At 69.7% G+C, this 16,831-nt stretch carries 14 protein-coding genes and 3 pseudogenes; 8 read left to right on the forward strand and 9 right to left on the reverse strand.

What is annotated here, in order from left to right:
* Nucleotide 1: 1 nt before the first annotated feature.
* From narH to ACH4S8_RS06230, 4 genes are read left to right on the forward strand one after another with little or no spacing between them, the layout of a single operon-like run.
* Entirely contained in the window at nt 2-1,558 is a 1,557-nt protein-coding gene (narH, locus tag ACH4S8_RS06215) for a nitrate reductase subunit beta (protein ID WP_398391397.1), read from the forward strand.
* Nucleotides 1,555-2,373, forward strand: coding sequence for a nitrate reductase molybdenum cofactor assembly chaperone (gene narJ, locus ACH4S8_RS06220; protein ID WP_398391398.1), 819 nt, complete (start codon nt 1,555-1,557; stop codon nt 2,371-2,373). Before narH ends, narJ begins: the two co-directional genes overlap by 4 nt.
* Complete coding sequence (gene narI / locus ACH4S8_RS06225; RefSeq protein ID WP_398391400.1) at nt 2,370-3,155, forward strand: respiratory nitrate reductase subunit gamma; 786 nt, start codon at nt 2,370-2,372, stop codon at nt 3,153-3,155. The genes narJ and narI overlap by 4 nt, the downstream gene beginning before the upstream one ends.
* Nucleotides 3,152-3,787 (forward strand): vitamin K epoxide reductase family protein, encoded by a 636-nt coding sequence (locus ACH4S8_RS06230; protein ID WP_398391402.1) that lies wholly within the window; start codon nt 3,152-3,154, stop codon nt 3,785-3,787. The genes narI and ACH4S8_RS06230 overlap by 4 nt, the downstream gene beginning before the upstream one ends.
* 60 nt (nt 3,788-3,847) lie before the next feature.
* On the opposite strand, the gene ACH4S8_RS06235 is transcribed toward ACH4S8_RS06230, so the two are convergent.
* From ACH4S8_RS06235 to ACH4S8_RS06245, 3 genes and pseudogenes are all read right to left on the reverse strand, one after another.
* Entirely contained in the window at nt 3,848-4,270 is a 423-nt protein-coding gene (locus ACH4S8_RS06235; protein ID WP_398391404.1) for a hypothetical protein, read from the reverse strand.
* A 148-nt stretch (nt 4,271-4,418) separates the two neighbouring features.
* On the reverse strand, nt 4,419-4,673 hold the full coding sequence (locus ACH4S8_RS06240; RefSeq protein WP_398391406.1) for a hypothetical protein: 255 nt from the start codon (nt 4,671-4,673) through the stop codon (nt 4,419-4,421).
* A 654-nt stretch (nt 4,674-5,327) separates the two neighbouring features.
* Nucleotides 5,328-5,859 (reverse strand): annotated as a pseudogene (locus ACH4S8_RS06245) (tyrosine-type recombinase/integrase); the annotation flags it as partial.
* 622 nt (nt 5,860-6,481) lie between these two features.
* Here ACH4S8_RS06245 and ACH4S8_RS06250 point away from each other — a divergent pair.
* On the forward strand, nt 6,482-6,616 hold the full coding sequence (locus ACH4S8_RS06250; RefSeq protein WP_376453458.1) for a hypothetical protein: 135 nt from the start codon (nt 6,482-6,484) through the stop codon (nt 6,614-6,616).
* 66 nt (nt 6,617-6,682) lie between these two features.
* Here ACH4S8_RS06250 and ACH4S8_RS06255 read toward each other — a convergent pair.
* Nucleotides 6,683-6,901 (reverse strand): annotated as a pseudogene (locus tag ACH4S8_RS06255) (ATP-binding protein); the annotation flags it as partial.
* A 118-nt stretch (nt 6,902-7,019) separates the two neighbouring features.
* Between ACH4S8_RS06255 and ACH4S8_RS06260 the strand changes: the two are divergent.
* The gene (locus ACH4S8_RS06260) at nt 7,020-7,589 is read left to right on the forward strand and encodes a hypothetical protein (RefSeq protein ID WP_398391408.1); all 570 of its coding nucleotides are present in this window, start codon (nt 7,020-7,022) and stop codon (nt 7,587-7,589) included.
* Here ACH4S8_RS06260 and ACH4S8_RS06265 read toward each other — a convergent pair.
* The gene (locus ACH4S8_RS06265; RefSeq protein WP_398391409.1) at nt 7,514-9,247 is read right to left on the reverse strand and encodes an Ig-like domain repeat protein; all 1,734 of its coding nucleotides are present in this window, start codon (nt 9,245-9,247) and stop codon (nt 7,514-7,516) included. The two genes, ACH4S8_RS06260 and ACH4S8_RS06265, sit on opposite strands and share 76 nt — an antisense overlap.
* Here ACH4S8_RS06265 and ACH4S8_RS06270 point away from each other — a divergent pair.
* Both ACH4S8_RS06270 and ACH4S8_RS06275 read left to right on the forward strand, forming a co-directional pair.
* A pseudogene (locus tag ACH4S8_RS06270) lies at nt 9,149-10,286 on the forward strand (vitamin K epoxide reductase family protein). The gene ACH4S8_RS06265 and the pseudogene ACH4S8_RS06270 sit on opposite strands and share 99 nt — an antisense overlap.
* Before the next feature lie 427 nt (nt 10,287-10,713).
* Nucleotides 10,714-11,940, forward strand: a complete 1,227-nt coding sequence (locus ACH4S8_RS06275; protein ID WP_398391411.1) for an RNA-guided endonuclease InsQ/TnpB family protein — start codon at nt 10,714-10,716, stop codon at nt 11,938-11,940.
* A 13-nt stretch (nt 11,941-11,953) separates the two neighbouring features.
* Here ACH4S8_RS06275 and ACH4S8_RS06280 read toward each other — a convergent pair whose 3' ends face one another.
* The 4 genes from ACH4S8_RS06280 to ACH4S8_RS06295 all read right to left on the reverse strand — a co-directional run bounded on the left by ACH4S8_RS06280 (nt 11,954) and on the right by ACH4S8_RS06295 (nt 16,544).
* Complete coding sequence (locus ACH4S8_RS06280) at nt 11,954-13,225, reverse strand: hypothetical protein (RefSeq protein WP_398391412.1); 1,272 nt, start codon at nt 13,223-13,225, stop codon at nt 11,954-11,956.
* Between the two features lie 361 nt (nt 13,226-13,586).
* Entirely contained in the window at nt 13,587-14,975 is a 1,389-nt protein-coding gene (locus ACH4S8_RS06285) for a tyrosine-type recombinase/integrase (RefSeq protein ID WP_398391414.1), read from the reverse strand.
* Nucleotides 14,972-15,184, reverse strand: coding sequence for a helix-turn-helix transcriptional regulator (locus tag ACH4S8_RS06290; protein ID WP_398391416.1), 213 nt, complete (start codon nt 15,182-15,184; stop codon nt 14,972-14,974). Before ACH4S8_RS06290 ends, ACH4S8_RS06285 begins: the two co-directional genes overlap by 4 nt.
* Nucleotides 15,174-16,544: a replication initiator gene (locus ACH4S8_RS06295; RefSeq protein ID WP_398391418.1), complete on the reverse strand. Its 1,371-nt coding sequence runs from the start codon at nt 16,542-16,544 to the stop codon at nt 15,174-15,176. Before ACH4S8_RS06295 ends, ACH4S8_RS06290 begins: the two co-directional genes overlap by 11 nt.
* Nucleotides 16,545-16,831 lie beyond the last annotated feature (287 nt).

The following is a 16,831-nucleotide window of genomic DNA, read 5'->3' on the forward strand; positions in this document are numbered from 1 at the left end:
CATGGCCCGTGGCGAAGCCACCGTCGGACGCGTGATGGCTCAGGTCGCGATGGTGATGAACCTCGACAAGTGCATCGGCTGTCACACCTGTTCGGTCACCTGCAAGCAGACCTGGACCAACCGCACCGGCGTCGAGTACGCCTGGTTCAACAACGTCGAGACCAAGCCCGGCGTCGGCTACCCGCGCCGCTACGAGGACCAGGAGCACTGGAAGGGCGGCTGGATGCTCGACAAGCGCGGACGCCTCGTCCTGCGCTCCGGCGGCCGCGTCAAGCGCCTGCTGTCGCTGTTCTCCAACCCCGACCTGCCGTCCATCGAGGACTACTACGAGCCGGTCACCTACGACTACGACAACCTGGTCAGCGCCCCCGCGGGCCCCGACTTCCCGGTGGCCCGCCCCCGTTCGGTCCTCACCGGCAGACCCACCGCCATCACCTGGGGCGCCAACTGGGAGGACGGCCTCGGCGGCGCGGGCGAGAACGCCGGCGCCGACCCCAACCTCAGCGGCGCATGGGCCGAGAAGGTGAAGTTCGAGTTCGAGCAGACCTTCCTCTTCCACCTGCCCCGCCTGTGCGAGCACTGCCTCAACCCGGCCTGTGTGTCGGCCTGTCCGTCCGGCGCGATGTACAAGCGGGTCGAGGACGGCATCGTCCTGGTCGACCAGGACCGCTGCCGCGGCTGGCGGATGTGCGTGACGGCGTGCCCGTACAAGAAGGTGTACGTCAACCACGCCACCGGCAAGGCGGAGAAGTGCACCTTCTGCTTCCCGCGCATCGAGGCCGGACAGCCCACCGTGTGCTCCGAGACCTGTGTCGGCCGACTGCGCTACCTCGGACTGCTCCTCTACGACGCCGACCGGGTCGGCGAGGCGGCGGCCGCACCGGACGAGAAGGACCTCCTGGACGCGCAGCGCGGGGTCTTCCTCGACCCGCACGACCCCGATGTCATCGCGGCGGCGCGGGAGTCGGGCATCCCGGAGGACTGGCTGGACGCCGCCCGCCGCTCCCCGGTGTACGACCTGGTCATGCGCTACAAGGTGGCGCTGCCGCTGCACCCGGAGTACCGCACCCTGCCGATGGTCTGGTACGTGCCCCCGCTGTCGCCCGTGCTGGACGCCGTGGACGCGGCGGGCGGGAACCAGGACGACCCCGACCATGTCTTCGCCGCCGTCACCCGGCTGCGGATCCCGCTGGAGTACCTGGCGGAGCTGTTCACCGCGGGCGACACGGACGTGGTCGGCGGAGTGCTGATGAAACTCACCGCCCTGCGGTCCTTCATGCGCGAACGCACGCTGGGCGAGGAGGGCGACGAGACGGTGCTCAAGGCCGTCGGCCTCACCGCCCGGGAGGCGGAGGACCTGCACCGGCTGCTGGCCGTGGCGAAGTACGCCGACCGCTATGTCGTACCGGCCGCGCACAAGGAGGACGCGGCGGCCCTCACCGCCGTGGAGAACCGCTGCCCGGTCGAATCGTCCGGCGGCCCCGACGACTCCGCCGGCGGACGGGTGATGCTCGGGATCCCCACCCTGCGCCGCAAGAAGACCGGAGACCGGCCGTGAGTCCTTCCCCGCACTCCGTCCGGGCGACCCCCGGCTCCGCGAGCATTCCCTCCCTGATCCGCACCCGCGTCCGGGCGGCCGTGCGCCGCCCGGCCCGGCTCACTCCCGAGGAGGCCGGGGCCCGGGCGCTGACACTGCGGCTGTGCTCGCTCCTCCTCCAGTACCCGGACGCCGAACTGACCGCCGCCCACCCGGCTTTGACGACTACCGTCGCAACGCTGCCGCCCTCGCCCGCCACCGAGGAACTCACCGCGTTCACGGGCTGGCTCACCGCACAGGAGCCGGACGCGCTGGAACGCCACTACGTCGAGATGTTCGACCTGCGCCGGCGGAGCGGCCTCTACCTCACCTACTACCTGCACGGCGACACCCGCCGCCGCGGGATGGCGCTGCTCACCCTCGGTCAGCGGTACCGGGCCGCCGGCTGGGACACCGACGGGGGCGAACTGCCCGACCACCTCCCGGTCGTCCTGGAGTTCGCCGCTCTCTGCGGCCCGGGCGCGGGCGAGGCTCCGCTGCGTCAGCACCGGCGCGGACTGGAGCTGATCCACCGGGCGCTGACCGACGCCGACTCGCCGTACCGGCATGTGCTGGGGGCGCTGCTCACCCTGCTCCCGCCGCCCACCGAGGCGGACCGGGCCGCGGTGGACCAACTGATCGCCGAGGGCCCGCCGAACGAGGACGTCGGGCTCGACCCGTACGGGACCTACGGCCAGGGGGAGTTCGCCCCTCCGGGCGCGTTCGTTCCGCCGCCGCCCGCACCGCCGACCCGGATACCGACCCACCCGACCAGCCGCACGGAAGGCCCCCGATGAACGCCCCGCTCCTCCCGGTCGCGGCCGCCTCCGCGAGCGGCGCCGATCTGCTCCTGTGGGTCGCCGTCCCGTACACCTGCCTGGCGGTGTTCGTGGTCGGGCACGTCTGGCGTTACCGGCAGGACCAGTTCGGCTGGACCTCGCGCACGAGCCAGCTCTTCGAGCACCGCTGGCTGCGCTGGGCCGGTCCGCTGTTCCATGTCGGAGCGTTCATGGTGATCGGCGGACATGTCGTGGGACTCGCCGTCCCCGACTCGTGGACGAAGGCCGCGGGAATCTCCGAACACTCCTACCACACCACGGCCGTCTGGGCGGGCTCGGTGGCGGGCGTCGCGATGGTCACGGGGCTCGGCATGCTGTGCGCCCGAAGGCTGCTGACCCGGCCGATCCGGCTGGGCACCGACCGCAGCGACAAGGTCCTGTTCCCGCTGCTGTCCGCGACCGTCCTGCTGGGGCTGTCCGCCACGACGGTCCACAACGTCCTCGGCCCCGGCTACGACTACCGCTCCACCATCTCCGTGTGGTTCCGCGGCCTGTTCGCCCTCCAGCCGCGCCCGGAGGCGATCTCCGGGGCACCGCTGCTGTTCCAGCTGCACGCCCTGACCGCCTGTCTGCTCTTCGCCGCCTGGCCGTTCACCCGGCTCGTGCACGTGTGGAGCGCGCCGGTGGGGTATCTCGCCCGGCCGTACCTCGTCTACCGCCGACGGGCCACGCCGGCGCCGGCCCCGAGGGCCACGACGGACCGGACCCGGCAGGCCCCGCACTTCGGGCGGACCCGGTGAGCCACGGCCCCACCCTCTCGGAGAACGCCACGACCCCCGCGGCCGCCCGGTCGCAGGGGTCCGTCCGACGGACCGGAGCGGTGATGCTCCTCACCGGCGTCGCCGGCTGGCTCGCCTCCTTCCAGCTGACCGTGGACGACTGGCGGTCGCTGCGCGACCCCACGTACCAGCCGCCGTGCAACATCAGCCCGGTCGTGAGCTGCGGAAGCGTCATGTCCAGCGCGCAGGGCAGCGTGTTCGGCTTCCCCAACATGCTTCTCGGGCTGGGCGCGTTCGCAGCCGTGGCCGTCCTCGGCCTCGCCGTCCTCACCGGCGCCCGGCTTCACCGGACCCTCTGGCTCGCGCTGGAGGCCGGGACGCTGTCCGGGATGGTGTTCGCGCACTGGCTGATCTTCCAGTCGCTCTACGAACTCGACAAGATCTGCCCCTACTGCGTCGGCGTGTGGATCTCCACCATCGCCCTGTTCTGGTACGTCACGGTCCACTGCCTGGAACGCCGGATCCTCCCCGCTCCACGCTCCGTCCTGGCCGTCGTCAGGGACACGCACTGGATACTGCTCGGCGCCTGGTACGGAGTGATCGCCCTCCTCGTCCTGACCCGCTTCTGGCCGTACTGGAACAGCCTGCTGTGATCCGCTGCCGGGGCCCCGGTCCTGGCCGGGGCCCCGGCAGCCGTGCGCGGTTCCCCCTCGTCAGTCCTGTGTCCGGTCGACGACGGGCACGGCGGTGACGGGGTCGTGGCCCGCCGCGACCAGCCGCATGACGAAGGCCGCCACGCCCTCGAGCTGCCGGGCGTGCTCCAGTCCGCCCATCACGGTGGGCGTGCCGCCGAGGTCGCAGACCAGCTCGGCGATGTGCCGCACCGCCGATCCGGTGGACGGTTCGAGCAGGCCCGAGGCGTAGTCGACCGCGTCGGGACAGCCGATCACCATCTTGCCCGCCAGCGACCCCTGGCCGGCCTCGGCGAGGGCGAGCACCTGGTCGACCCCGCTCCTCACCGTCGCGAGCTCGGAATGAGACTCCGGCAGCAAGAGCTGGATGCCCGAGAAGAAACGGACGAACCCGACTCCGCTCCCCCTCGGCACCCCGCCCGCGAACTTCACCCTCCTCACCATCGCCGACGCCTACGACTTGCAGCTCCACGCCTGCCCGGCGTCCCGGAGCACCAGCACATCGAACTGGTCCAGTGAGCCATCGCTGAAGTCGACGGTGAGCCTTCGGCCTGAGAAGTCACTGCGTCCTGCGGCCGTGGCGCAGCACTGCTCACATGGCCGCGTGCGCGCCCGTCAGGCAGTCGAGTTCCGGGTCAGGCGGCCCGCATCGGAGAACCGCCTCCACCGTCGGCCACTGATCGACGGGCACGCGGTACGAGTGGAGCATCCAGGGGTCGTCCGCATCCGGAGTGATCGCTTCTTGCAACTGGAGCATCTGCACGCGGCTGATGGAGTGCTCCGTGCGCAAGGTGTCGTCCGCCTTGCCGTACCCCTCCAGGACCCAGACGACCTCAGGCTCTTCCATGGACATCCGTTGATTGCAGGACGGCCTGTCGCGCAAGGGACTCGGGAAGCCGAGGGCATCCCGGGCTCGGCTTCGGCAGGCTGCCGAGAAGCCCATGGGTGCCGGCGCGGGGTACTGCCGGTTGCCGGGGGTTGTGCACTTCTCCGCTGTACAGCCGGATCGGTCAGAAGGGAGGTTCGAGATCGCCGCGGCCGTCGCTGTGCGGCCCCCGACCCCCGGTCCTCGGCCTCCCCCGAAAGAGGCTCCGGGCCGGTCGGATCGTGGCCCCACGCTTCGAGGGCCCTCCACGCGACACGGCGGTTGGGGTCGCTGCCGCTGGTGTCCAGGACGCGGCGCGCGTGTACGGCGAGGTGATCGCGGTGCTCGGCGAGCGCGGGGTGTTCGGCAAGGATGAGCGCGGCGATGACGGCGGCTTCGCGCACGTCCTCGTGGCTGTCCCGGAAGAAGGGCGCGACGGGAATCGCGGTGCACCGGAGTACGTGCACCCGCTCCATCCAAGGCTGGGAATCCGCAGGTCACGTCACAGACCGCCTCACCTCGCTCCTCAAGCGGGTGTCGCAGGTTCGAATCCTGCCGGGGGCACAAGGCCAAAGGCCCCCGGACCGATCATGATCTGGGGCCTTTGACATCCAGTTTCGACATCAACGCGCACGGTCACTGACGACCGGGGCGCTTCCTGAGCAGCCGGTCCATGCGGCTCATGGCCTCGCGTCGCATGTCCTGTACGACGTGCGTGTACACGTCCATGATGATGCTGATCTGCAAGTACCCCAAGATCTCCATCACGACGCGGGGCGCGACTCCGACCGCCGTGAGCAGGGTGACCGCGCCGTGCCGAGCGTCGTGCAACCGGATCACGCGAAGGCCGGCGGACTCGGCGACACGGGTGAAGGAGCAGTAGACGTTCCGCGGTTCGACCTGGCGGGCGGACGCAAAGGACCCGGTTGTCCAGGTCGAGGTCCGACCGTCGAAGGCCGATGATCTCGCCCCGACGGAGCCCCATGGCGATGGCGAGCACGAAGGCCGCGTAGAGCGGATCTCGACGGGATGCCGCGAGGAAGTCGAGCGTCTCGTCCAGCGTCCAGGGCTTCAGCTCCCGGTTGTCCGTGCGGGGCGGCTCGACGAGCTCGGCGACGTTGCGCGCGATCAGCTCCTCGCGGCAGGCCGAGGACAGAGCGGAACGCAGCCTCATGGGCCCTGCAGGCATGATCGTCTTCGGCCCGCGCAGGAGAGCACGGTCGAGCCTCCGACCCCTTACCACTGCGGGATCACCGCGGCAATGCGACAGTGAAACCATGAGCCGTCACCGACGCCCCTCGCGGCGGGCCTCGTGGATAGCGGGCGGCGCCGCCGTTCTCGTTCTCGGCGGCACCGGAACGTGGCTGTTGCTGGAATCGGAGGGGAACACACCCGACTCAGCGGCGACGGCTCCGAGCACACCCCCGTCAAGAGCGGGACCGTCGGAAACACCCGAGCCGCACACCTCCACCTCAGCGCCTTCGACACCCGAACCCACCGCGACCACAACATCCCACTCCCCCAGGCCGGTGCCCTCCACGAACCGTCCGACAACCCACCCGCCGGCGGTCGGCCCGCATACCACCCAGCCACCGCCGCCGACACACACGTCCCCTCCACCCACACGTCCTCAGCCGGTGCTGCGGCCCTCCGAGACCATGACGCGACCGACGTCGACCGCCTCGGCTCCACTCCCCAGCCCGTCGACATCAACGCCTCACCCTGAAAGCAGCGGGCCGGTCACCACCATCTGGTACACGTCCCCTACCGCTGTCGCCGCCGCACAGCGCATGGCCCTGGCCGAAACCGTCGGCGACCCCGCATGTTCCCTGGCCTCGGCAGGCCCGCCGGACCCCGGCCTCGTCCCCCACGTGGACCGGATCGGTATCGGCAACGAGGGGAACTACTGGTGCCTGATCTGGTGAAGGGGGCAAGTTCAGGAAGGGGGAATGCAAGACATTCGGCTCTTCCAAGATCTTCGTGGGCGTTGATCAACTCTGCGGTTTCGGCTCGGTCGCGAGGCGGTAGGAGTCGGTGCCGGTCTCGATGACATTGCCGCCGAAGGTGAGGCGGTCAACGATGGCAGCGCGGAGGCGGGGGCCGGTGAAGGCCTTGGTCCAACCGGAGAAGGATTCGTTGGAAGCGATGGCCACGCTGTTCTTCTCCTCGCGTTCGGTCAGGACCTGGAAGAGGAGTTCGGCGCCGCCCCGCGCCCTTGCCGCCGCGCCGGGGGGTGCGCCGCCTGCCACACCACTGCGTGATGAAAACGCAGCGGGCAGGGTGTGGCAGCCCGAAGCAAGATCCGCTCGCGCAGGTACGGTCCCCTGCATGGTGACGCCCGACCACTCCCGTCCCGGCCACCGCTCCCCCGGCGCCTCGGCGAAGGAAGACCCGCGACGCCGGGCATGCCGGAGGGCGGTCACGCTCCCGCTGTACACCGTGCTGTTCGCCGCCGACCCGGCGATGACGGCGCCTGCGGCGCCGGCAGCCGCCACTCGTGCCGCCCCGGCAGCGCCCGCGGCCCCGGCGGCGCCGACCTGCCAGGTCGGCGTCTACGTCACCGACCTCTACGGCCTGGACGTCTCACCGCGGACCATCAACGCCGACTTCTGGCTGTGGAGCGTGTGCCCCAGTGCCGGCCTGGACGCCACCTGGCGCCTGGAGTTCATCAACGCCGCCCAGGTCAACCAGAGCGACCGGTCCGTGGAGAAGGTCGGCGACCGGTACTGGTCCCAGGTGAAGGTCTCCGGCACCTTCCGCCGGCAGTTCGGCCTCAGCGAGTACCCCTTCGCGGGCGTCGGCGGCTTCGGACGACCCGGCGGTCAGCGCGTGACGAGCACCGTCGCCGAGGCGGTCGACGCGCCGTGCAGGTCGTCGCCGGGCCAGCTGACCGTATAGGTCACCTTGCGTCGGGTGCGCGGGATGTCGTTGATCGTGAAGGTGCCGTCGGCGGCCACGGTCACCGACGACAGCGTGCCGGTACCGAGCCGGTCGGACCGCTCGACAGCGAGGACCGCACGCTCCGGCAGGGCCTTGCCCTGCGCGGTGAACGTGCCGGCGATCTCCACGCCCGAGCCGATCGGTACCTCCTCGGGCGCGGTGAGCGCGATCGAGGTGGGGGCCTTGCCGACGGACACCGTGGTGGTGACGTCCTCGGCGGGACGGTGGGTCAGGTCGCCGAGGAAGGAGATCCGGTAGGTGGCGTCGCCCACCAGGTCGGGCTCGTCGAGGACCGAGAACGTGCCGTCACCCTTGACCGTGAAGGTGCCCAGGTCGTGGGTGCCGTCCGCGTCGGTGCGGGTCGCCCTGATCTTCAGGCTCTCGGCGGGCTCCGGTCCGTCCTGCTCCAGCTTGCCGCGCACGGCGAGCGCCTCGCCGACGACGGCCTGGGCGGGACTGTGGGTGAGGGCGCCGGTGAAGCGGGCGTCGTACTGGACGGCCGGGGGCTGGATGATGTGCAGCCAGTACTGGTTGCCGGCCGCGTTCGTGGTCACCGCGAACAGCCGGGAACCGTCCGCCGCCCACTCCAGGCCGCGCGGCGCGACCCGGTCGCCGTCGAGGCTGCCCTCGAAGGCGAACTCCAGCGGGGCGGTGGAGTCGGCTGGATCGGCGGGCTGCACCAGCAGGTCCGGCGTGGAGCCGTCGGCCGAGGCGCCGCGCGCGAGGTACTTGCCGTCACCGCCGAAGGCGACCGCGCTTGCCGAGGCCCCGGCGGGCAGGGCCTGGTAGCCGTCCGCCGCGTCGGACAGGTCGGTGGTGTTCAGCAGCAGGGTCCCGGCGTTCGCGTCGGCCACGGCGACCTTGCTGCCGTCCGCGGATAACGCCATGTCCTTCAGGTTCAGGGCGCCCTTGCCGTCGGCGTCGGCGAAGCGGCGGGCCGCATTGCGTACGAGGCTGCCGCCGCCCGTGTCGTACACCGCCAGGAACGGGTCGGCGGCGGACGAGTTGAGTGGCTGGCCCATCAGCATCCGGTCGCCGGGACCGGCCTCGAGCTGGAGCGTGCCGTGGTCCTGCCAGTTGGTGCGCGTCGTGATGTTGGTGACCGGCGCGTAGGAGTCCAGGTAGGTCAGCGCGGTGTCGCACTGCGCGATGTACTCCGAGTACGGCGACGTGTAGTACAGCGCGCCGCCGGAGAAGGCGAGGCTACGGCCACAGGTGTCGGTGGAGACGTAGTTGCCGCTCGGGGTGTAGGTGCTGGTGTCGTAGCGCCAGACCACATCGCGTCCGCCGACGTAGAGCGTGGAGCCGTCGGCGTTCAGCGCCAGGCCGGAGACGTGCCGGGTGGTGCTGATCGTGGTGATCTGCTTGCCCTGGAAGTCGTAGACGGCGATCAGGCCGGGGTTGTATTGACTGCCGAGGTTGCTGTCGGCGACGTAGACCCGCTGGTGCGCGGAGTCCACCGCCAGCGCCGAGTACGAGGCGATCGGCAGCTTGGCCACGGCCTCGGAGGCCGCCGCATGGGCCGCGGGCGCGGCGGCGACGGTCAGGCCGGCCCCGGCAAGCGCGGCGGCGAGCAGCGTGGCCGCGAGACGTCCGGGACGGTGTGCGGTATTCAACTGTGCCCCCCACAGGCCGAATTGAGCGCACCACTGAGACCGGTGACGCTCCTGTGGAAGTCATGGAACACCGGTGGAGATGCCGTGACCAAGGCGGCGCGACCGCACAGGAGAACGAATACGCGGACGCCTGCGGACCGCACCCGGCATAGAGCAGTCGGCGAACAGCGGTGCCGGACAGCACCAGAGAGGACACCGACGCCGTCTCCGCAAGCACCCTCAAGCGCGGTCGGCCCGCACGCTGCGCCCCAGGAGCACATCGTGGTTGCCTTCGTCCGGGCCTGCGGCGCCGCGATCGAGGACGAACGCGACGTGCTGAAGGTATGGCGGGCCACCCGCTCCGAGTACCGCAGCATCCTCGCCGCGCTGCGGGCCCCTTCCGTCTCCGGCATCCGCACCCGCGTCGACTTCCGGGCAGCTCTCGTCGCCACCTACGAACGCGCCGGCGCCCCACTCCTGCTCGCCCTCGACCTCCTGCTGACCGGAGTGGTGTTGCTCCTCACCGGCATCGCCGGCTGGCTCGCCTCCTTCCAGCTGACCGTGGACGACTGGCGTCTGCTGCGCGATCCCACGTATCAGCCGCCGTGCAACATCAGCCCGGTCGTGAGCTGCGGAAGCGTCATGTCCAGCGCGCAGGGCAGCGTGTTCGGCTTCCCCAACATGCTTCTCGGGCTGGGCGCGTTCGCGGCCGTGGCCGCCCTCGGCCTCGCCGTCCTCACCGGCGCCCGGCTGCACCGGACTCTGGCTCGCACTGGACGCCGGAGCGCTGGTGGGGGTGGTGTTCGTCCACTGGCTGATGGTGCAGTCGCTCTACGAACTCGACAAGATCTGCCCCTACTGCGCCGGGGTGTGGATCTCCACCATCGCGCTGTTCTGGTACGTCACCGTGCACTGCCTGGAACGGGGATTCCTGCCCGCGCCGCGCGGCGTCCTGGCGGTGGTGCGGGACACCCACTGGATGCTGCTCTGCGCCTGGTACGGAGTGATCGCCCTCCTCGTCCTGACCCGCTTCTGGCCGTACTGGAACAGCCTGCTCTGACCCGCGGCCACGGGGCGGGCGCGGTCGGTGCGGGTGCCGGTCCGGGACCGTCGCGGGTCCTGGGGTTTCGGGGACCGTCGCGGGTCCTGAGGTGTCCAGGACCCGCGACCGCCGGACTGGTTCCTGAGGTGGAACACGGACAACGGCACCATCCGCCTGGTGCCGAGCAGCATTCGACCCATCTCTACGCAGGACGTCTCACGGACGCTGGAGGTCAAGGCCCTCAAGTTCGAACGGCACCTGGACCACCACCCGGCCCACAAGAAGATCCTGCGCCATCACTGGCGCTGCGAGGACCCTTACTGCCTCAAGGCCCGTTACTGGCCCGACCGGCTCCACGACTGGCCTCTGCTCGACCGCAGCGGAGCCCCGAACGTTCTCATCGACACCCATAAACCTGATAAACGAAGTGTGTACCGTGATGGGCGTGCAGCTTCGGTACAGCTTCCGTCTGTACCCGAGCACCGGCCAGCGCATGGCGTTGGCGAGGGCGTTCGGGTGCGCACGGGTGGTCTTCAACGATGCGTTACGCATCCGCGAGGAGGCCCGCACGGCGGGGCTGCCGTTCGTCACCTCGGCGGAGCTGTCCAAGAACCTGACGGCCTCGAAGAAGACCCCGCAACGGGCCTGGCTCGGTGAGGTGTCGGCGGTGATCCTCCAGCAGTCCCTGCGTGATCTGGACACCGCGTACCGCAACTTCTTCGAGGGTCTCAAGGGCAAGCGCCCGCGCATGGGCGCACCCCGGTACAAGTCCCGCAAGGACACCCGGCAGGCGATCCGCTTCACCGCGAACGCCCGCTGGTCCATCACGCCCGGCGGGAAGCTGCGCCTGCCGAAGGCCGGCGACGTTCCCGTGCGCTGGTCGCGTGCACTGCCCTCCACCCCGTCCACAGTGACGGTGATCAAGGACAGTGCGGGCCGGTACTTCGCATCCTTCATCGTCGAGACCGGTCCGCAAGAAGTACTGCCAAAGACGACGCCCGGAATCGGCATCGACCTTGGGCTGGGGCACTTCGCGGTCCTCTCTGACGGCCGGAAGATCGACAGCCCACGCTTTTTACGCCGGGCCGAGAAGCGACTGAAGAAGACACAGCGGGAGCTGTCCCGCAAACAGAAGGGCTCCAACAACCGAGACAAGGCCAGAGTCAAGGTCGCCCGCGCGCACGCCCGAGTCGCCGACGCACGCCACGAGTTCCACCACCAACTCTCCACAAGGCTGATCCGCGAAAACCAAGCGATCGCCGTGGAAGACCTGGTGGTAAAGGGACTTGCCCGCACGCGCCTGGCTAAATCCGTCCACGACGCCGGATGGTCGGCATTCGTGACCATGCTCCAGTACAAGGCCGCCCGGTACGGCCGCACCCTCGTGCGCATCGGCCGGTTCGAGCCGACCTCCCAGGTGTGCTCTGCCTGCGGCGTCAAGGACGGCCCCAAGCCCCTGCACGTCCGCGTGTGGACATGCGGGGCGTGCGGGGTGGTCCTGGACCGGGACATCAACGCGGCGGTCAACGTCGCCAAGGCCGCCGGACTGGCGGTGTCAGCCTGCGGAGCGCAGGTAAGACCGGGACCCGTCCCTGCACCGCGCAGCGAAACAGGAACCCACCCGAAACCCCCACCCATCCGGTGGGGGCAGGCGGGAATCCCCGGCCCTTAGGCCGGGGAGGATGTCAAGAACCGTCCGCGTGGACCGCGTACACGTAGCGCTTGTTGACATATTCGCCCACGTTCCAGATGACGGACTCGCTGAACGCCCAGTTGGACGCTCCGCTGCTGTGGTAGCTGAGGTCCTCGCAGCCGATGACGAGGTCGCAGACCGCGCTCGCCGTCGAGCCTCCGGAGGTGAAGGTGCGCAGTGTCCCCTTGGTGGAGGGGCCGTCGCTGGCGGAGAGGTAGTGCTTGGTGTTGCGGGAGACCACGCCCTGGATCTTCTGCTGGCTGACGGTGACGGCCTCGGTCGCGGTGAGCGAGGCGAGCTGCCGGTCGGTGTAGTCGAGGTTCCAGCGGACCACCTTGGGCGTGGTGGTGCCGGCGCCGGTGCCGTTGAAGGTGCCGTCCGTGTAACTGACCGCACCGGACAGGGAGTACTCGCTGATCACGAGGCTGTCGGGGGTGCTGGCGCGGTCGAGTCCGATGGCCGTGTAGCGCAGATAGGTTCCCGCGTTGTCGTAGGCGTGGCTCTGCGGCAGGACGTACTGGTATCCGTACCCGTAGTACTGACCGTCGGTGTGCAGACCGCACACATCCTTCTCGGTCAGCGGGACCTTGAACAGGGTGTTCAGGTCGAACACCCGCAGGCCCTTGTAGGTGTCGACCACGTAGAGGAGGTTTCCGTACCACATGATGCCGCCGGCGTGCTTGCGGATCGGGTTGAAGGAGAACTCGCCCGTGGCGGTCTTGACGGGCTCGACCAGCAGGACGTGCCGGTACTTCGGCGCCGACGCATTGTTGTAGTTGACGAACGTGAGCCGCAGGCCCTTGTCGAGCGCGTAGTTGTCGACGCCGTCGCCGTCGGGGTCGGTCTCGAAGTACCAGGAGGCGAGGACGACGCGGTTGGTCCCGTCGTCGGGGTAGGTGCCGTCGCCGTAGGCGTCCGCGCTGGTGGTGACACCCTGCGGGATCCAGTAGTCGACCGCCTGGTCGTCGGCGTCCCAGGCGAAGCCCGTCTCGAAGGCCTCGGAGGTGCTGGGTGCGCTGGTCAGGTGGGTGGCGTTGCGGTTGACGTCGGCGATGACGGTCGTCGCGTCCACCTTGGGCAGTTTCGTGGCCAGACCCGCCGTCAGATCGGCGAACTCGCCGTAGCTGTTGGAGGTCCGGGCGGCGAGGGTGAACTGGCCTGCGTCGATGGTGGCCGCCTGGGCCGGGGAGGCGGAGAGGATGCTGCCCGCGGCACCGATGAACGGGGCGGCAGCCATTCCCTTGATGATCGCTCTGCGTGTCATGGTCACAGCAGGTGAAGATATTGCGTTCTTGATCGACAACGCAAGCGGCCCCTGGAGCCGTGTACGCAGGTTCGAATCCTGCCGGGGGCACCCCTTATGAGGTGCCCAAAGACCCCGTCACCAGCGGAAACGCTGAGGCCGGGGTCTTCGCGTATCTACGGTCATGCGCAGGCAGATGCCGCCGAAAGCAGTCGTTTGCCAGTGATCACGTTGTAATGACGTGTTGATCTTGAAGGGCTTCGCGGCAGGTCAGAGAGCCTGCGCCCCACTTCCGAATGAAGCTCTGTGGACCATACGTGGACGGGCGCGAGCCCCGGACCGTTCCCAGCCCGGGGCTCGCGTTCGCCAGTCGTGCGATTGATCAGTCTGCGGTGTCGTCCTCCTCCCCCAGCCCCTGCATGATCCGGTCGTTCATCTCCTGCTCCTGGCCATCGATGCACTTGGCGTAGATCTTCAGAAGGACGTCCACCGAGTGACCCGCGCGAGCGGCGACCTCCGGGGCCGGGACACCGGAGTTGAGCCACTGGGAGACTCCCGCGTGACGCAGGTCGTACGGCCGGAAGGCGAGAACCGAGGCCACTTGATCGGGGACGAGGGCGAGTTCCCGTGCCTGCTTCCACGCACGCGAGTACGAGGAGGCCGCGATCACGTTGCCCCGCTCGCTGGAGAACAGCCGGCCGTCCTTCGCCGTGCCGAACTCCTTCAAGTGGTCGTGCAGCAGGCGCACCAGCGGAGGCGGGATCGGCACGATGCGTACCTCGCCCTGGGCCCGCTGCTTCAGCCCCCGCCGGTCATGTGCCTCGCCGGAGTCGGTCCACGCCTTCCCCGCCGAGGGCCGCGTCTCCGCCAGTTCGATGCGTCCCCAGCCGGACGCTGGAAGGGTGCAGTCGGACCGGCGTAGTCCGAGCGCCTCGCCCGGCCGCATGGCCGCGTAGTACAGGCATCCGAAGAACGCCCGCAGCCGCCGACCGCTCGCCCGCTCGAAGCCGCCCACGTAGGTGAGCGCGGTCAGCAGCTCCCGAGCCTGCCGTGGATTGACCACCACCCGGCGGTCGACTTCCTGCACCGCGCGCTTGCCACGCTTGCGACGTACCCGGCTCAGCGGGTTGGACGTGAGGTGCTCCAGTTCCACGGCGTATTCGAGCGCGTTGAAGACCACCGCCCGCCGACGCCGATACGTCTGCGTCGCCGCAGGCTTGCCGTCCAGCCTCCGCCCCAGTCCGTCGATCAGCTCATGGACACGGGCAATCTCTTGCAGCTCTCCGACCGGAAGCGACGCCTTCTCGATCCAGCGAACAGCCAAGGCGATCTCTTCCGGCCGTTCCCGGTCCCTGCGCGGCACGGGCAGGACGTACGAACGCAGTGCGCGACGCAGCGCTTCCGGGGTCGGCCGCCCCCGTCCTGGCTTGACGAGGACCGGGACGACCGTCGCCAGGGCATCGGTCACGCTGTCGCGATGCTTGGCCGAGGCTTCCGCCCACCGGGCATCGACGTACTTGACCGCCAGGTCGAGAAAGGACAGGGCCGCCTTCCCGCCCCGCAGGGAATCGGGCAGACCCGTCACCGTGTCGAACGGCTCGCCCTTGTCGAGTGCCCGCACCAGCTTGGCCCGGAAGCGATCGGCCAGCGCCTTGGTCTTGTGCGACTCACTGAACGGCTGACCGTCGACCACCCAGCGCACGAGGTAAGTCGGCTTCTTGGTGGTCTTGTTGACCGACAGCTTCCAGACAGAGACCTTGTACGACTTCACGAGGCCACCCCCTCCGCCCGCTCCTCCAACCAGTCGTCGAGCACGTCACGCCGAACCCGCAGCTCACCGTTCGGCAGCCGTATACAGGCCGGGGCGATACGGAGCTCCCGCCAGCGGTAGAAGGTGCGCCGGGAAATGCCGCCGAGCTCATCGAGCACCTGCCGAACGGTGAGAAGTTCGGCCGATTTCGTACGGGCGTCACGCACCACGGGAAGCACCGCCCTCCCGTACCGAAGCAGCCAGGAGCGCCGCTTCCGGCGAGTAGCCGCGCCCGGCGTAGCGCCACGCGCCGACCGTGACCGTGGGCCGCGAGCCGATACCGAGAGCGGTTCGCTGCTCCTCCGCGCGATGATCTGCGCGAGCCTGCCGGAGGGCGGTCAGAGTGGTGGAGTAGCGACGCGACTTGCTGGAGAAGTGGCCGCCGTAGCCGAGCGTGTGCGCCCAGCGCCGTAAGCCGAGCGATGCGAAGTCCGGCAGGCCACCGAGCCACCAGCACGTGCTGATCATGCGGAGCACGTGAGGGCGTACGGGCAACAGGACCAGGTCCCGCGCCCCGTGAATACGACCGTCCACCGCGCCGGCGGTCTCAGCGCCCTTCGTCGCGTACTTGGCGATGTAACCGGCGACAGCCGCCGAGGTCAGCCGCTCCCCTGCCCCGAAGGCGGAGATGGGGCGTACGTCGATCTGCTCTCCAAACCGCAGCACGCGCAGGCCGACGATGTCCCGCCCAGGGGCCAGAAGCCGCACCTTCTCGGTAGCACCGCGGACAGCTGCCGAGAGCAGGGCAGTCGTGGCCCAGCCCGGTGGAGTCGAGTTGGCCCCCTCCGGGCCGTCGAGGCGGATGACGGCATGGAAGTGGACCAGTCCGCGCCGTTGGTACTCAGCGACCTTGGCGTACGACAGCCGGGCGCTCTCGCCAAACTCCCCTCGGGAGAGCCCAGCCGTCCGGGCGATCTCGCGGCGCAGCTCCAGGACGAAGCGGTGCCAGAGTCCGCCTGATTGCGCCTGCCAGAGCACGGCTCCGGCGTAGTCGTAGCAGCGCGGGCAGAGAGGTTCCCCGAGCCGCGGGTCGTCGTCCGCGTGCCGTGCGTGGCATCCGGCGAGCGATCCATGCGGGCAGGGCTCCCCGGACTTGCGGGGTCGGCAGGCCCGTACGCGACCGTCACGCTCCCGGCGAGTGTGGACCGGGCCGAAGCCAGGAGCGGTGAACGTCGCGAACACCCGCGGGTGGCCGCCCACTTCCTCCCCCACGTTCTTGCCGCCGACCAGCCCGGCACGGATCAGTTGGTACGTGTCCGCCTGGTAGATGCGGGCGCAGGTCGGGCAGACCGTCGCCCGGCGGTTGCCGCAGGCGGTGAGCAGTCGGCCGCCGTAGACGTCCGAGCCGTACGAGAGCAGGGCCTCGCCGGTCGACGAGTCGACGACCGTGGCGGTGCCGACGAGGTGAATCGGGTTGGCGCAGCCCCCGAGGCGGATGATCTGGCGTCGCCAGGCCTCGAAGCCCGGTTCTCCGGCCCTGTCGATCAGCGCGGAGACGTCCTTCGGGAGGGTCAGGGAAGACGTGGTCATGGACGACCACCCCCGCCGAACGCCTGCCCCATGACGGCAGAGATCCCTTGGGGCCGAGTCTTGGCACTGAAGCGAAGTGTCGGATCGGTGAGCCAGAGGGCGGCGGCGTGCGCCGGGCAGAGCCAGCGTTCGAAGCCGTCGAGTCCGACGAGAACGACCTGTTCCCGTCCGGCGCAGGTCGGCTGTTCTCTGTCCCTCAGCTCGCATTCGAGCAGAGGGGATTTGCGCGGACGATGCGCGGTGGACAAAGTGAGGGTGCTCCTTTCACTGCTCACGTGGCGGATGGA

The organism is Streptomyces sp. NPDC021080 (assembly GCF_044333225.1).
Lineage (GTDB): Bacteria > Actinomycetota > Actinomycetes > Streptomycetales > Streptomycetaceae > Streptomyces.